20 protein-coding genes are annotated in these 14561 nt (G+C 32.1%); 19 read left to right on the forward strand and 1 reads right to left on the reverse strand.

Annotated features, from left to right (window positions below):
- Positions 1–3: 3 nt before the first annotated feature.
- The 9 genes from traM (at position 4) to K6V30_RS00185 (ending at position 6978) form a co-directional block, all read left to right on the forward strand.
- On the forward strand, positions 4–1113 hold the full coding sequence (gene traM, locus K6V30_RS00145) for a conjugative transposon protein TraM (protein ID WP_007559128.1): 1110 nt from the start codon (positions 4–6) through the stop codon (positions 1111–1113).
- Position 1114: 1 nt separating this feature from the next.
- The gene (gene traN, locus K6V30_RS00150) at positions 1115–1954 is read left to right on the forward strand and encodes a conjugative transposon protein TraN (RefSeq protein ID WP_004295380.1); all 840 of its coding nucleotides are present in this window, start codon (positions 1115–1117) and stop codon (positions 1952–1954) included.
- A 12-nt stretch (positions 1955–1966) separates the two neighbouring features.
- Positions 1967–2470, forward strand: coding sequence for a hypothetical protein (locus tag K6V30_RS00155; protein WP_007559132.1), 504 nt, complete (start codon positions 1967–1969; stop codon positions 2468–2470).
- A gap of 2 nt (positions 2471–2472) precedes the next feature.
- The gene (locus K6V30_RS00160; RefSeq protein ID WP_224207070.1) at positions 2473–3132 is read left to right on the forward strand and encodes a hypothetical protein; all 660 of its coding nucleotides are present in this window, start codon (positions 2473–2475) and stop codon (positions 3130–3132) included.
- Between the two features lie 2 nt (positions 3133–3134).
- Complete coding sequence (locus K6V30_RS00165; RefSeq protein ID WP_004295385.1) at positions 3135–3776, forward strand: OmpA family protein; 642 nt, start codon at positions 3135–3137, stop codon at positions 3774–3776.
- 1141 nt (positions 3777–4917) lie between these two features.
- A complete protein-coding gene (locus K6V30_RS00170) occupies positions 4918–5367 on the forward strand; it encodes a DUF3791 domain-containing protein (protein ID WP_004295329.1) in 450 nt (149 codons plus the stop codon).
- Entirely contained in the window at positions 5364–5843 is a 480-nt protein-coding gene (locus K6V30_RS00175) for a DUF3990 domain-containing protein (RefSeq protein ID WP_005647329.1), read from the forward strand. The genes K6V30_RS00170 and K6V30_RS00175 overlap by 4 nt, the downstream gene beginning before the upstream one ends.
- 21 nt (positions 5844–5864) lie before the next feature.
- Positions 5865–6125: a hypothetical protein gene (locus K6V30_RS00180; RefSeq protein ID WP_005647331.1), complete on the forward strand. Its 261-nt coding sequence runs from the start codon at positions 5865–5867 to the stop codon at positions 6123–6125.
- On the forward strand, positions 6112–6978 hold the full coding sequence (locus tag K6V30_RS00185; RefSeq protein ID WP_008765240.1) for a zeta toxin family protein: 867 nt from the start codon (positions 6112–6114) through the stop codon (positions 6976–6978). Before K6V30_RS00180 ends, K6V30_RS00185 begins: the two co-directional genes overlap by 14 nt.
- Positions 6979–7024: 46 nt before the next feature.
- On the opposite strand, the gene K6V30_RS00190 is transcribed toward K6V30_RS00185, so the two are convergent.
- Entirely contained in the window at positions 7025–7690 is a 666-nt protein-coding gene (locus tag K6V30_RS00190) for a M23 family metallopeptidase (protein WP_007559149.1), read from the reverse strand.
- 40 nt (positions 7691–7730) lie between these two features.
- On the opposite strand from K6V30_RS00190, the gene K6V30_RS00195 reads away from it, so the two are divergent.
- The 10 genes from K6V30_RS00195 to K6V30_RS00240 are packed head-to-tail and all read left to right on the forward strand — an operon-like array spanning position 7731 to position 14507.
- On the forward strand, positions 7731–8450 hold the full coding sequence (locus K6V30_RS00195) for a DUF4099 domain-containing protein (RefSeq protein WP_029425721.1): 720 nt from the start codon (positions 7731–7733) through the stop codon (positions 8448–8450).
- 1 nt (position 8451) lies between these two features.
- The gene (locus K6V30_RS00200; RefSeq protein WP_224207071.1) at positions 8452–10011 is read left to right on the forward strand and encodes a DUF3945 domain-containing protein; all 1560 of its coding nucleotides are present in this window, start codon (positions 8452–8454) and stop codon (positions 10009–10011) included.
- A 4-nt stretch (positions 10012–10015) separates the two neighbouring features.
- Positions 10016–11125 carry a toprim domain-containing protein gene (locus K6V30_RS00205; RefSeq protein ID WP_007559154.1) on the forward strand — a complete coding sequence of 370 codons (1110 nt, stop codon included), beginning with the start codon at positions 10016–10018 and terminating at the stop codon, positions 11123–11125.
- Positions 11122–11625, forward strand: a complete 504-nt coding sequence (locus K6V30_RS00210; RefSeq protein WP_005647342.1) for a PH domain-containing protein — start codon at positions 11122–11124, stop codon at positions 11623–11625. Before K6V30_RS00205 ends, K6V30_RS00210 begins: the two co-directional genes overlap by 4 nt.
- Positions 11606–12313: a hypothetical protein gene (locus K6V30_RS00215; protein ID WP_007559156.1), complete on the forward strand. Its 708-nt coding sequence runs from the start codon at positions 11606–11608 to the stop codon at positions 12311–12313. The genes K6V30_RS00210 and K6V30_RS00215 overlap by 20 nt, the downstream gene beginning before the upstream one ends.
- The gene (locus tag K6V30_RS00220; RefSeq protein WP_007559158.1) at positions 12314–13150 is read left to right on the forward strand and encodes a topoisomerase C-terminal repeat-containing protein; all 837 of its coding nucleotides are present in this window, start codon (positions 12314–12316) and stop codon (positions 13148–13150) included.
- Positions 13147–13500, forward strand: a complete 354-nt coding sequence (locus K6V30_RS00225) for a hypothetical protein (RefSeq protein ID WP_004295339.1) — start codon at positions 13147–13149, stop codon at positions 13498–13500. The genes K6V30_RS00220 and K6V30_RS00225 overlap by 4 nt, the downstream gene beginning before the upstream one ends.
- Positions 13501–13511: 11 nt before the next feature.
- A complete protein-coding gene (locus tag K6V30_RS00230; RefSeq protein ID WP_004295340.1) occupies positions 13512–13790 on the forward strand; it encodes an HU family DNA-binding protein in 279 nt (92 codons plus the stop codon).
- A complete protein-coding gene (locus K6V30_RS00235; protein WP_004295341.1) occupies positions 13781–14053 on the forward strand; it encodes a hypothetical protein in 273 nt (90 codons plus the stop codon). The genes K6V30_RS00230 and K6V30_RS00235 overlap by 10 nt, the downstream gene beginning before the upstream one ends.
- 10 nt (positions 14054–14063) lie before the next feature.
- Complete coding sequence (locus K6V30_RS00240; protein ID WP_032586840.1) at positions 14064–14507, forward strand: hypothetical protein; 444 nt, start codon at positions 14064–14066, stop codon at positions 14505–14507.
- Positions 14508–14561: the final 54 nt, after the last annotated feature.

Genomic DNA, 14561 nt, shown 5'->3' on the forward strand with positions numbered 1-14561 from the left:
CGTATGAAACAGATTGATATTAAAAAGCCTAAGTACATCATTCCGATACTCATCCTACCTTTTATTCTAGGGATAGGATGGCTAGTTAAGGATATGATAAACTCTGCCCCAGCAGAAGAAACTACATTAGTAGAAACGGAAGAATTAAATCTTGATATTCCTGATGCTAATTTAGAAAAAAGAGAGATAAAAAGTAAATTTGAATCACTCAAAGGAGCTTTCAATAAATCTTCTGATTATTCATCAATACAAACCATAGATAAAGAAGAAGAAGTTAGCGAAATTGAAAGTTCTGGTTCTCTTTACTCCAATGATGAAATAAGGCAAATTGACAGTTTAAATCAAGCTTCTAGAATCCGAGAAAAGGAATTGGAACAACAAATAAAAGGATTTCCTACTATAGATGAATCAAGTCAAACAGAAACTAGGAAAGCTCCTGAAAAATCCAAGATGCAAGAAGAAATGGAGCTTTTTAAAATGCAAATGGCTTATATAGATTCATTACAAAATCCACGTCCTAGAACACCTCAAAAAAAACAAGATGAAAAGCCAAAAGAAAAGGCTATAGAAGTTGTAAAAGCGAAAAATCCCGCAGAAGTATATTTTAATACTGTAGGGAAAGAACAAAAAACTTCACTAATCACAGCTATATTAGATGAAACTTTAAAAGTAACAGATGGTAGCCGAGTACGCATACGGCTTCTAGATGATATAATGATTAATGACGCTCTTTTAACTAAAGGCACTTACCTATATGGGAATGTATCTGGCTTTAAAGCTCAAAGAGTACACATTAATATTTCCTCTATAATGGTTGATGGCAGACAAATGAAAGTAGATTTATCTGTATATGATAATGACGGACAAGAAGGTTTCTTTGTTCCTTCATCAGCTTTTAGAGATTTGAGTAAAGATGTTGGAGCGCAAATAGGAAGCCAAACTATACAAATGAACAGCCAATCAGAAGGAGTAGAACAATTCGCTTTAGGTGCTTTACAAGATGCTTACCGTAGTACAACCCAAGCTCTTTCCAAAAACATCAAAAAAAACAAAGCCAAATTAAAATATAACACACAAGTTTTTTTAGTAAACAACAAAGATAAAGAACAATAATATGAGAAAGATTTTTATTGCATTATGCACAATGGTTTCTGTTATTACAGGAAATGCACAGAACACCCCTATTGGAGAAAACATCGAGCTTGCAGGTGAAAACCCAGAAGAACTAAAGGTTATATACGTCAACAAAGATGTTTCAACGCATTTTATAGCTATGGAAGATATAAAATATGTTGATATATCAGTCAATGATATTGTTGGCGATATTCCTACTGGTAACTCTCTTAGAATAAAGCCCACAAAAGAAGGAGCTAGTGGAGTTATCACCATTGTTACAGAAAGATTTTTCGTACAATATATGCTAGTATATAGTAGCGATTTAGCAAAAGCATACACTCGCTTTAATATCCCTTATGCTGATTTACGTAGCTATATGAATCCAGAAGTGAACTTAACCAAAGCACAAATGTATGATTACGCACATAGAATGTTTATTTCAAAAAATAAATTCTATGATGTTTCCAGTAAAAGTAACCTAATGAAAATTGTACTAAACAATATCTACACATTAGATAAGTATTTCTTTATTGATATTTCTATGATTAATAAAACAAAAATACGATATGATATAGACCAAATACGCTTCAAAATAGAAGATAAAAAACAAACAAAGGCTACTAATTTTCAATCTATAGAAATACTTCCATTGATGCAAGTTAATAAGAATCTTGTTTTCAAGAAGAACTATCGAAATATTTTTGTCTTTGAAAAATTTACTTTCCCAGACGAAAAAGTTCTTACCATAGAAATATCTGAAAAACAGATTTCAGGACGTACTATAACATTAAGAATTGATTATGCAGACATTCTTCATGCAGATGCTTTTACTGAATAAAATTTTACGATTATGAAAAGAATAGCATTTCTTGTTATCACCTTATTTTTTTCCCTAAAGTCAATGGCTGGTGATGGTGATAAGTTTTTTAATATTTCAGGAGGTTGGCAATGGAAAAATACCGTCAATGCAGTTGTAGGGCTGGAGTTTGAAGGTAAATATCACAATGCTTATGAACTATATATTGATTTAGCTACAGCATATGATAAATGCCCAGTATGTAATAAGGTATGCTCTGATAGTTTCTGGAGCTATAAAACATTCGGCATAGGTGCAGCATATAAACCTACAATCTCACGAGGCAAAAACAGTAATTTAAGATGGCGGTTTGGAGCAGATTTAGGAGCTAACAGAAAAGGGTTTCAGGCTTCCATTGATATAGGTTTAGAATATAGCTATTCATTTAGAAATGGAATGCAAGTCTTTGTAATGCAAAAAAATGATTTTGTCTTTTGGACACGTGACCATTTCCGAAATGGATTATTAGTAGGTGTCAAATTTCCAATAAATAATTAAGTATGAAAAAAATATATATAATTCTATTATCCATTATAGGGGTAATATCATCATGTACAAAACACGAAGATATTATAGACACATCATTACAGCCGGGTAGTATCTTATGTAGTGATGGAAGTATAGTGCATCCCTCACTTTTTTCACCCAATGAAAAAGAAGCCATTGGAGTTGTATTTTGGTGTAATGATGGAAATAATCCTGATATAAAAGAAGCCGCTTATGCCGTTTCATTAGAAGATTTAGAAGAAAATCCTTTAATAGATACAGACGAGGATATAGCTAATGTTTCGGAAGATGAAAACAGCTTTGATGGAGCAGCTAATACTGCCGCAATAATGAACTTTGCTATAAAAGATAGTTTAGCTTATCCAGCAGCTCAAAAAGCTATAGAATACGCACCAAAAGGTGTTACAGGTTGGTTTATTGGCTCTATCGCACAAAACAAAGCAATCTCTAATAATCTTGAAAAGGTATATTCTTCTTTCTCAATCATTGGAGGAACGCACTTTGATGGTTGGTACTGGAGTTCTACAGAAGATGGAGCAGGAAAAGATACTCCTAAAGTGTTTGCACTAATTTCTTCATTAACAAAAGGAAGAGCAACCAGTACAAGCAAAAGAAATTCATTTAAAATCAGACCTATTATAGCAATAAGATAATCATGAAAAAGAAAATAATTATACTAGCAGCCTTCGTTGTTACATTTTTTACCGCATGTACTTCAACGCATATGATAACTTTCAGTAACGCTGAACTAAGCGACAAAGAAAAAGACATGATAGAAAATAATAGTAACTATTCAACCGCTTCAATAGTTGGTGGAAGTGCAAAATTAGTTAAAGAAGAAAGAGATAAAGCTATCCAAGAAAAGATAGAAGCTAGAAGAAATAAACTAAAAGCTATTGATGGCTTATCAATCTCCAGCTATAAAGATAAAAATGGAAAAGAACAGTTTAAAGCAACAGCTCAAAGTGAAATCCTATTCAAATTTGATTCATATGAATTAAATGAAGAAGCTCAAAAAATGCTTTCTGACTTATGTAATATCATTACTGAAATACCCAATACTAAGATTAAAATAATTGGGCATACTGACAATATAGGAGAAAAACAATACAATATCATACTTTCTAAAAATAGAGCAGCAGCAGTAGGAAATTACCTTAGAACCGCTGGTATAGAAACAAACAACATAACAGAAGATGGAAAAGGATATAGCGAACCCATTGCAGACAATACAAGTGAAGCTGGACGTGCTAAAAATAGGAGAGTAGAAATATTTATCACAAATGATGAATATTAAAAAGAGAGATTTCTATTAACAAAGACCGGGAGGTAAAACTCTCGGTCTTTGTTTTATAGTCTGGAAAGAAATTGATACCGTACTTTTCGGAGTTCCGGCACTGATGGGCAAACATGGCATGATGAAATGATACCGAATTATCATTCCTAGCACACCCTGCAGAACGACCTTTTGATACCAAATACAAAAAGCTGCCGGAAGCCGGACACAAAAAATTGATACCATAAAACTATAGGGAAAAAGAACAAAGAGAAAACACTATATATAAATAATATATGAATATATAATATATGAACCTATAAACATATAATATATGAACCTATAAACATATAATATATGATTAATATACTCCACTTCCAGAAAGAGCAACACGAAGAATCTTCTTTTCCCTAAAGTTCTTTGTGTCGTTTCTCTCTATATCTGAATACAGAAAAACGGCTGCATCATAAAAGAAACGATACCGACACCATTCAGGAACTATCGCCCATCAGCAAAAGGATTGCATCTAATTGATACCTTTTCTGCCTGCACTGGAGAGAAACCGGGAAGGTATTTGATACCGTACTTTTCCGGGTTCTGCCCGGCATGGACGATAAGAGAACATTATTATGATACCAAAAACTTTAGGGAAAAATAAAACTTCGGCAGTCTATAAACCTAAAACTATTTTTAACAAAAATAATTGTCCTATTATTTGCGACATTTATAGAAAATCACTATCTTTGAGTATTGAAAATAAAGAGATAAACAAACCTTTAAAGCTGGTTTGGCTGCCAGTATAAAGAACAGCAAACAAAATTATGAATATCTTAAGATTTCTTTTAAGTAGCTTTTTATGGGCTATGGGTGGAATTTTTGTATTAGCAATCTATGCGTATAGTGAACTAGTCTATTTGATTTTTATTTGCATTGCAATAGTAGGATTAACCATCTACTACAGAAAATCCATAATAAAAATGTACGCAGAAATCTTTAATGAGTTAGGAATCAATAAGTATGTTATACAAATTAAAAATCTAAAGAAATACAAAGAACCTATTTACAAACTAATCAATACAATAGGTCTATGATGATTGTTTTTTCTCTATCTTTGCTAAAGACATCAGCAAGATAGCTATATAAAATTAGAAAATAAATAGTTATGGAAACTAATCAAACATATCAAAATGAACTTGGTTCGGCTATGCTCCCATTTGTTATGAGAGAATTGGTTGATACAGTCATGAAAAGAAAAACGCTACCTTTAGAAGATGCGTTATACTATATATATTCTTCCAATTTGTACAAGGCATTATTGGACGAGAATACAAAACTATGGTATTCAAGTACATTATCACTTTATGAAGCATTAGAAAAAGAGAAAACAGAACAGAAGAAAGTACAAAAGGACAATCCAAAGATATTGCTTTTTCAAATGTTTTGTGCTGAAAATTACAGGGAAACTAAAAATATAAGTGCTAAAGAAACTCTTTTGCTGTTTTCCAATCATGGCGTTTTTGAATTTCTATATGAAAATTTTGAAATGCTGCACACACAAGATACAGAGTATATATTAGATACTATAATAACTTATATCAATAAAAAGGCATGAAACTATATCACGGCTCAACAGTTACCGTCAAATCCCCTAATATACAGAAAGGGCGTAAAGCTACTGACTTTGGAAAAGGATTCTATACGACAACTAATTTTGAACAGGCTAAGAAGTGGGCAATACTCAAAAGAAATCGGGAACATGGTAAAAAAGCGGTCGTTTCAGTTTATGAAGTCCCCGATAATATTCTTGATAGAGAGTTTTCAGTCCTTCGATTTGATGGGGCTACAAAAGAGTGGCTGGAGTTTGTAGTTAATAACCGTAGAGGAAAAGGAAAAAACAGCTATGATTTAATAATGGGACCCGTTGCCAATGACCAGTTATATGCAACAATCCGGCTTTATGAACAAGGTGTTGTTACGGCTGATGCAGCGATTGAAATGCTAAAGACCCATAAGCTTTTTAACCAACTTTCATTTCATACAGTGAAAGTTATTCCATTATTAAAATTCACAGAATCTATTGAAGTATAAATCATAAAACTATAATGAACCATGAATAAAGAAATGAGCTTGGATGTTGCGCTCGACATTATCGGGACACTCCGCATGATGAAGATAGATGAAATATCAGAAGAGAAGGATGAAAACAGAAAAAAAATACTGCAAAAAGAACTTTCTGTTCTCAACACAGAAGAAAAAATAGCAAATGGATTGTTGCAGTTTGAAGTTTCTGAAAATGTGCGCTTATCAGTCATGGATAAGATACAAAACTATTACGCACCTAAATTGAAAGCATATTATGCAACGCTATGAAGTAGAAGCCATCTTTGAACAAAAAAAAGATGGCTTATTTGAGGACATCAATATATCATCACAAAAGCCTATTGCTATAATCTTAGGTGGACAACCAGCTTGCGGAAAAAGCACTCTTATAAATGTTGCAAAGAAAGACCATCCTAACTTAGATTTTCTCACTGTTAATGGTGACCTTTACAGACAGTTTCACCCCAATAAGGAACTAATAAAAGACCCTATTAAATACCCCATTGAAACCCAGATTTTTTCTAGCGTTTTTACAGAAAAACTAATAGAAGAAGCCATTAAACGGAAATGCAATATTATTATAGAAGGAACTATGAGAAATCCAGATGTACCTTTAAAGACAGCACAAAAATTTAAAGATGCAGGATTTAGAGTTGAAGCATATATTATTGCAGCCCCCAAGGAGTTTACCCAACTAGGACTTTACAACAGGTATCAAGAAGAAGTACTAAGTAAAGGACAAGGACGATTAGCCGATATTGATTCACATAACAAAGCCGTAAATGGACTAATGAAATCTGCAAATCAATTATACAGTGATAAGGCTGTAGATAAGATTTCTATCCACACCTACTTAGCGAAAGAAAGAATTAAAGATTTCAATCTAGTAAATGGTGAATGGAGTTGCAAAAGTATGCCATCTATTTTTATAGATGAAAGTCGTTCAAAACAGATGAAGAATAAAGAAATACTTAACACTAACATTCAAAGAGGAAAAGAGCTTATTGAATCCGTAACGAATCCTGAAGTAAAAAAAGGAATGAAAGAAGCTCTGTCACAACTTCAATCTTCACTAGAAAAAGTTCAAAGACAAGAAAAAGGATTAAAAAAAGGTTTCTTCTGATTCTTCCAAAAAGAGAGGACTGGCTTTTCCAATCCTCTTTTTCTATTTATTTGCGTCTTAATTCATTATCTATTTGCTGTGAAATTTGTCCTTTAACGGTTCTGATTACCTCATTAATATAATCAAGAATTGGCTTAGGGTCTATAGTTTTATCTTTGTATTCCATTTGAAAATGTAAGTGTTCTCCTGTGCTGCGCCCGGTACTTCCACTAATGCCTATTGGTTGCCCAGCTTCAACAGCTTGTTTCGCATTTACAAGCACACTGTATAAATGCCCATAGATAGAAGTAAAATCACCATGACGCACTTCTACATAATTGCCCAACCCTTTATTTTTTCCTGTTTTTACAACCATTCCCGGCATTATCGAATAAACATAGTCGTTGTTGCCTTTAAGGTCTATCCCTCTATGATTTGCTATTTTTCCAGTAAATGGGTCTTTTCTTTTACCATAATGGGAAGTTATCACCATTGAATCAATGGGCAAAGATAAATACCTTCTTTGCTTCCAGTATGCAAGTCGTTCTGTAGTCAAAGCATCATTGACGACAACAGCCTTTTCTTTTTCTTCTATCAATTTATTTTCTGTCGTTGCTAATACAGGTTCCGCTTTAGGAATATCCTTTTTCTGTAATACCGTATTAAACTGACAGTAGCCATTCACTGAAAAAAACAATGAATAAGTAAAAAACATGATAAATTTATTCTTCATATTGATATTTTTATTACTTTTGGGCAAAAATATACATTACATGGATAAAAAGCAAGCTATTTTTAATGAAAATGATATTCCATATAAAGAATTAGAACTAATAGGAATATCAAAAAAACAGATATGGTCTTTGGATAAGGCAAATATCACAGCTCTATTATCTGGAAAGAGAACCAGTTTACTAGACCTTTCTTTTCACGATAATAATGGAGAAGAAATAAGTATGAAAGGAAAAATAAGTTTGTACTGGAAAGATAGCAACAATGCTGGCGTTAAAGTTCATCCAGTCAGACCAGAAATAATGAATGATATAAACCTTAAACCAAAGGAGTTAGAACGACTTCAAGATAACGAGATAATAACAAAAACTATTAACAATGAAAAATATCTCGTACAATTAGACCCTGAAACAAACGAATTGCTTAAAACAAAAATCAAAAGTATTTCAATACCTTCAAACATAAAAGGTGTTGAGCTGGATAAGCAACAAAAGGAAACTCTAAAATCAGGTAAGGAATTAATTTTGAATGTTGACAAAGAAAAAATTGCCATAAGATTAGATTTAAATAATCCAAGAGGAATAAAATTCCTAGACTTCGAGCAGAAACAGAAAATAGCTTATGACCGGCATAACCCACAAATTATAGGAACTATTCATACTGATAAAAACAGAAATGAATATATAGAATACATGAAAGGACAAAAAACAACACTTGGAAATGAATCGCAATCTAAAGTAGAACATAAATTCAAATTATAAAATGGAAGAAAAGAAAAAATTTGAAGCTTTGCAATATAGTTATGAAAATGCCGGACAATTCCGAGCAATAGCAGCAATTCTTGGATATTCAGAAGAATATCGGAATGGTGATATTACCTTTTCCAAAGGTAATGAAACATATACTTATCCACTGAATACACTTAAACTTGGCAATTTAGGAGATAATAGAGAATCTTTATTAGAGCAATCTAAAGAAAGAATAATCAGTTTCTTTGATAAAGAACAAGCTAGCAATAATTTCCAAGAATATAGCCAATATTTACGAGAAAACCATAATGTTGCAATTATAAAATGGGATGATATAAAACAAGGTACTAACAAGAATGAAGGATATAAAGACGGATTTACAGTCATTGACCTTGAAAATAAAATTGCATATAAAGGAGAAGACCTTTATCGATATGCTTATGAACAAAACCAAACCCTAGATGGTAAAGGTTCATATGTTGATATAGACTGGAACAAGTTTAATGAAGTAGGAGTTAAACCGGAAAATTTAAGCCCCGAAGATATTGCAAACATCAAAAATGGGAAAAAAACAGGTATGCTAAATTTTTCCATTGAAGATACTCCCGGTAATAGAACACTTCTAGACAATGAAAAAGTGTCTTATAAAACAGAAAATGGAAAACTCCATTTTGAGGGGAAAGCAACAACTCTTAAATATATAACAGCCGAGAATACACCTGAAAATAAATCTAAATTAAAAACCAACGAAATTGATTTCAAAGAAGAAGGTAAACGCATCAAAATTGATGGTATCAATGCTAGAAAACTAGCAATCGCAGCTATTACAGTAGTTTACCCAATCGCTGGGATTGCTATCTTGCTCATTCCTAAACGACAAGAAATAAAAAATGATTTATCCTTTACTAAGGATGAAATAAAAGCCCTAAAAGCTGATAATGTCGTAGTAAAGACTAATTCAAAAGGAGAAAGAACATTGCACCAACGTGACAAAGATACTAATGAGATAGTATCAATAAAAGCAAAAGACATTCATATTCCCCAAAAACTTGGAGGAATAGAGCTTACTCCTATGCAGCAAGAAAATCTCAAAAATGGAAAAGAAATTACCATTGTAAACGAGGAACTAAACAAAGTTGCAAAAGTAAAACTAGATTTGAATGCCAGAAATGGATTATCAATCAAAGATGCAAATACTATAGAAATTAAAGCGACTGAAAAGAAAGAACAAACAATAGGGAAAGAAAGATATATATCTGATAAAGAAAGATTAGAGTTTGTAGCCCAAAAAGGAGCTAAAGGGATTGATGAAATTTTTAAAGATAAACCCACCGAAATGGCTGCCTTTTTAGAGAAACATAAACTTTCTAAAGATTATGCTTCTTACAAGGAAGTAGAAAAAACATATTCCAGCTCTAGGGAAGCTACTAAACAAACTGTCGGAGAACAAATATCTACCCAAATGGATAAAATAGATAGTTCTATTAAAGCAACAGCGAAGCAAGAAGCATCTATTCTCGGATATGGTAGAACCTACGGAAAAAATAATGATACTCCAACAATGAAACTATAATATTATGCTAACATTTGACGATTATAAGGCTAAAATATCCATCATTCAAATACTTGAAGATTTAGGATATAAACAAGACATTAGCAAAGGAAAGGTTTCGCCTGTTTTTAAACTGACAGACGGAGCAGGTAACAAGTTGGATGAAATCATCATCAAGAATCCTCATAGTGTACAAGAACACTACTATGATAGGAATTATAAAGGTGGAGATTTAATTCAGTTCATCAAAAATCATATTAACGACTTCCCACAATTCCAACATCAAAATACATTTGTGCGAATCAATATGATTTTAGGACATTACGCAAATGAGCCTTATAGTCCTAAATATGAAGCATTCAAAGTTGTAAAAGCAGAAAACAAATCTTTTGACAGAGATAGATATAAAGAATTTCCTACTACACTCGCTGATTTAAGATTTCTCACAAATGAAAGAAATATAAATCATCAAGTCGTAGAAAAGTTTCTACCATTTATCACAAGGGTTAAAGACTTACAAGGAAACGGCAATTATTATAATATAGGTTTTCCCTATATTAATCCAAAAGATAAAGACAACAAAGTAACAAATTACGAATTAAGAAACTATGGATTCAAAGGAATGGCTGCCGGAGGTGATAAAAGTAACTCGCTTTGGATTGCTGATTTTTGCCCACACCCCCAAATGGCAAAACATATATACTTTGCAGAATCCGCTTTAGATGCTATGAGCTTCTATCAGCTCAATGCTAACAAAATCAAATTAGAAGAAAGTGTTTTTTGTAGTGTAGGAGGGTACATTTCAGTTAATCAAATAAAAAACACTTTATTGCGATACCCACAAGCTAAAGTACATACCTGTTTTGATAATGATTTAAACGGTAATTTGTATGACATTAAAGTGTCTGGAATCATTAGTAATACAGAAATGACAATAAAAGAAAATAAAGATGATGTGCTGTTTAAAACTAAGGGTAGAGAATTCACTATTAACAAAAATGACGTTTCACTAGAAAGTTTTAGGGAAAAAAGCAAAATAATAGCTCCTATGATTTCTCATAAAGCAGAAAAAGCAAAAGATTTCAATGAAATTCTAATGAAACAACATGAACAAAAAAAAAGTATTAAGTTATGAATGATGGAACAAACATAGCTTCTGATGATATTATATTAAAGCCTAAATTCCGATATTGGTTAATGAAGAATTTCCTTTTAATCACATTAGCGATTTTCGTATTCATTTTTAGTAAATATATAAGAGAACATGAATTATTAAAATTTATCAGTGGAACGATATTAGTATTGTTGATATTTATAATTTTCTACAGATATATTTCAATGTTACTTTGTACAAAATGGATTATAACTAGAGAGCAAATAAAAATATATCAAGGAGTGCTTTCAAAAAGGATTAACTACATAGAATTATATCGGGTATATGATTATGAAGAAAAGCAAAGTTTTATCCAGTCTTTAATAAACAACACCAATATCTACATTTATTCTGGCGATAAATCAACACCAGAACTACTGATGAATGGTCTTAAAGCTAATAGTGATATAATTCAAACCATCAGAAATAGAGTAGAAGAACAAAAAAAGAAAAAAGGAATATATGAATTTACAAACAGATAATGATATGAAAAGAGTGCTTTTATTTTTTTCCCTAATGTTACTGTTAGGCAACATAAAAGGACTAGCACAATCTATTGTCATTGACCCGGTAATGATTGGAACATTGGTTTATTCCCATCAGGAGCAACAAGGTGTATTGAAAGACATACAAAGTGAGGAAACAAAAATCCGCAACTTTCAAATTTTAATCCAACAAAAAATGAATCAAATTCAATCCTTACAGGAGAAGACATACAACTATCTTTCTACAGTTAATGCAGTTGTGAAAAATGGAAAAGATATTATTTATGCTTCAACCTTAGCTAGAGACATAGCTAAATACCAATCCGAAGCAGCTAAATATGCAGTTGGAGACCCTAAATTATTAACCATAATTGCAAAAACAGAGTATGAGCTTATCAGTCGAAGTGTAGATTTAATGATATACATAAACAATATAGCATTGCAAGGCGGTGAAAAAAATCTTATGGATAATAAGCAAAGGATAGATTTATGTATTCATGTGGTCAATGAACTTAGACGAATGCGAGGACTTGCATACGCTGTATGCCGACAAATGAAATCCGCTAAAAGGGCTGGAGTACTAAAAACACTTGTACCCGGACAATTTAAATATGTAAATAGTGGGAAACAAAAAGTAGATAATATTTTAAACGGTATTAAATGGATTAGTAAAGGAGGATATTAAATGGATAATGATACAATCAAAGATTTAGGCTTATGCCCTATTTGCCAGAAAGGACACATAATGAAAGGCAGTTTAGGATATTCCTGTAATTACTTCAAAAACATGAATGACAAATGTACATTTAATATTTATCATTCATATTGGGGAAAAGAGATTACAGAAGAAATAGCCAGGCAATTAATAACAACAGGGAAAACAGATATATTTCATGACTTCCATAATAAAAAAGGAGTTCCTTTTTCTGCATATCTGACTATCGAAAATGGAATCGTTATTCCTTCTTTCGTAAATGAAGTATTAGAAACTCCGTGTCCTGTGTGTGGTAGAGAAATTGAAATTTTACTAAATGGATATGCTTGTAAAGGGTATTCACAAAAGGACAAGGACAACAACAGAGTTTGTAACCTCTATATACCCAAAACTATTGCACAAAGAGAAATACCATTGGAAGCAGCAGAAATACTTGCTAGAGGAAAAAAAACACCGTTTATGACTGGATTTAAATCAAGAGAAGGAAATGATTTTTCTTCACGGCTGGTTCTAACAGAGAACTTAGATATTTCTTTTGACAATACATTGTGTAAGTGTCCTAAGTGTGGAGGAAACTTATATATAAACAAAAAAGCCTATAATTGTTCCAACTATAGAAATGAAGCCATAAAATGTGATTTTGTCATTTGGCGTGAAATGTCAGGACGTTCTATAACTCCCGAAGAAGCAATAGAACTTTGCGAGAAAAAAGAAACACCTGTGTTAACTGGATTTCATGATAAAAACGGGCAACCGATGGAAAGAAAGCTTGTACTGAACGATGATTTTAAAATAAAACTAATATGAAAATAGAATTTATAATTTATAGCCATTTTTTTAAAGAGAGAGGAATGAAGGTAAAGGGTGATTGGAATTTTCCGCATCTTCCAAGGATAGGCGAAGAAATTTCACCTCACATTATAATGTTTCAGAATGAATTTACCTATCAAAATTTATTAGAATATCTAACAGATGAAGCTAAAAGTGATTTTAATAAATTCAATGATGGTGAGGATGATTTAGAAGGAAATTTTAAAGCATGGGTATATGATGTTATCTGTGAGGTCAATATAGTTGAATCAATACATTATAGACCAGATACAGAAGACTATACCCAAATTATTCCTGAAATTTGTTTAAGTGATTTAAGTAATTAAATATTATTGATATGCAAATGAATAAGACTGATTTAATCAAAATGGTTGCTGAAAAGGCAAATAAACCAACAAAAGAAGTAGCAGAAATAATTGATAGTTTTTTCAAAGAATTATCTCAAAATCTAAGAGAAAAAGATGTTTCTATAAAAGATTTTGGTACTTTCAAAAAGATTATTCAGCCAGCTCGGATAGCTAGAAATCCGGCAACTGGAGAACCTGTAGAAGTTCCAGAAAAGGAAGTTGTTAAATTTAAGCCGTCCAAAAATATACTAAACATGAAATGGCTATGATAGAAATAAACATCCATATTCCTATAGATGGTGTGAACAATATTTCTATACCAATCCAATTACCTGTAGTTCCAAGGGTTGGAGAAAAGATTTATCTATCTGACAAACAAATAAATAATTTGATAAGTCTATTAGAAGAAGAATATTACCACAATCCACAAACAGAAGAATGGAAAGAATCAATAAGACGGTTCACCAATATTGAGGAAGTAGCATATAATGCTGCAAATGGAACGATACACATTGAATTATCAACTATTTAAAAGAAACAATATGAAAAAGTATTTATCATTAGTAATGATTGGTTTAAGCCTTATGTTGTCTGGATGCAATAAAGACGATAACAACGACCCTAATACTCCACCTACAGGAGATACAGGAAAAGTACGTTATGAAGCTACCGTAAGCGACCCAGAAAATTTCAAACTTCTAATACATTATACAGTAGGAGTAGATATTTCTTCCGAAGCTCCCGAAGAAGCTGCCAAAGAAATTATTGTAGAAAGTCCATTCACATTTGAGCAAGAAGCCAAACAAGGAACATATTTATGGCTATCTGCCTACCCTATACCTAAAGATGAAGAAAACCTTGAAAATTTACAGCTACCTAAGACAGTCGAAGTAAAAATTTTTATTGATGATAAGCTGCATAAGTCTAACAGTGGTGAAAATTATGCAATGGTTCAACATATATTCGGACAAGAAAATTACCAGTAGAATTGATACCTTTTCTGCCTGCACTGGAGAGAAACCGAGAAGGTATTTGATACC

Origin of the sequence: Bacteroides faecis (assembly GCF_020091505.1) — a bacterium.
Taxonomy (GTDB): domain Bacteria; phylum Bacteroidota; class Bacteroidia; order Bacteroidales; family Bacteroidaceae; genus Bacteroides; species Bacteroides faecis.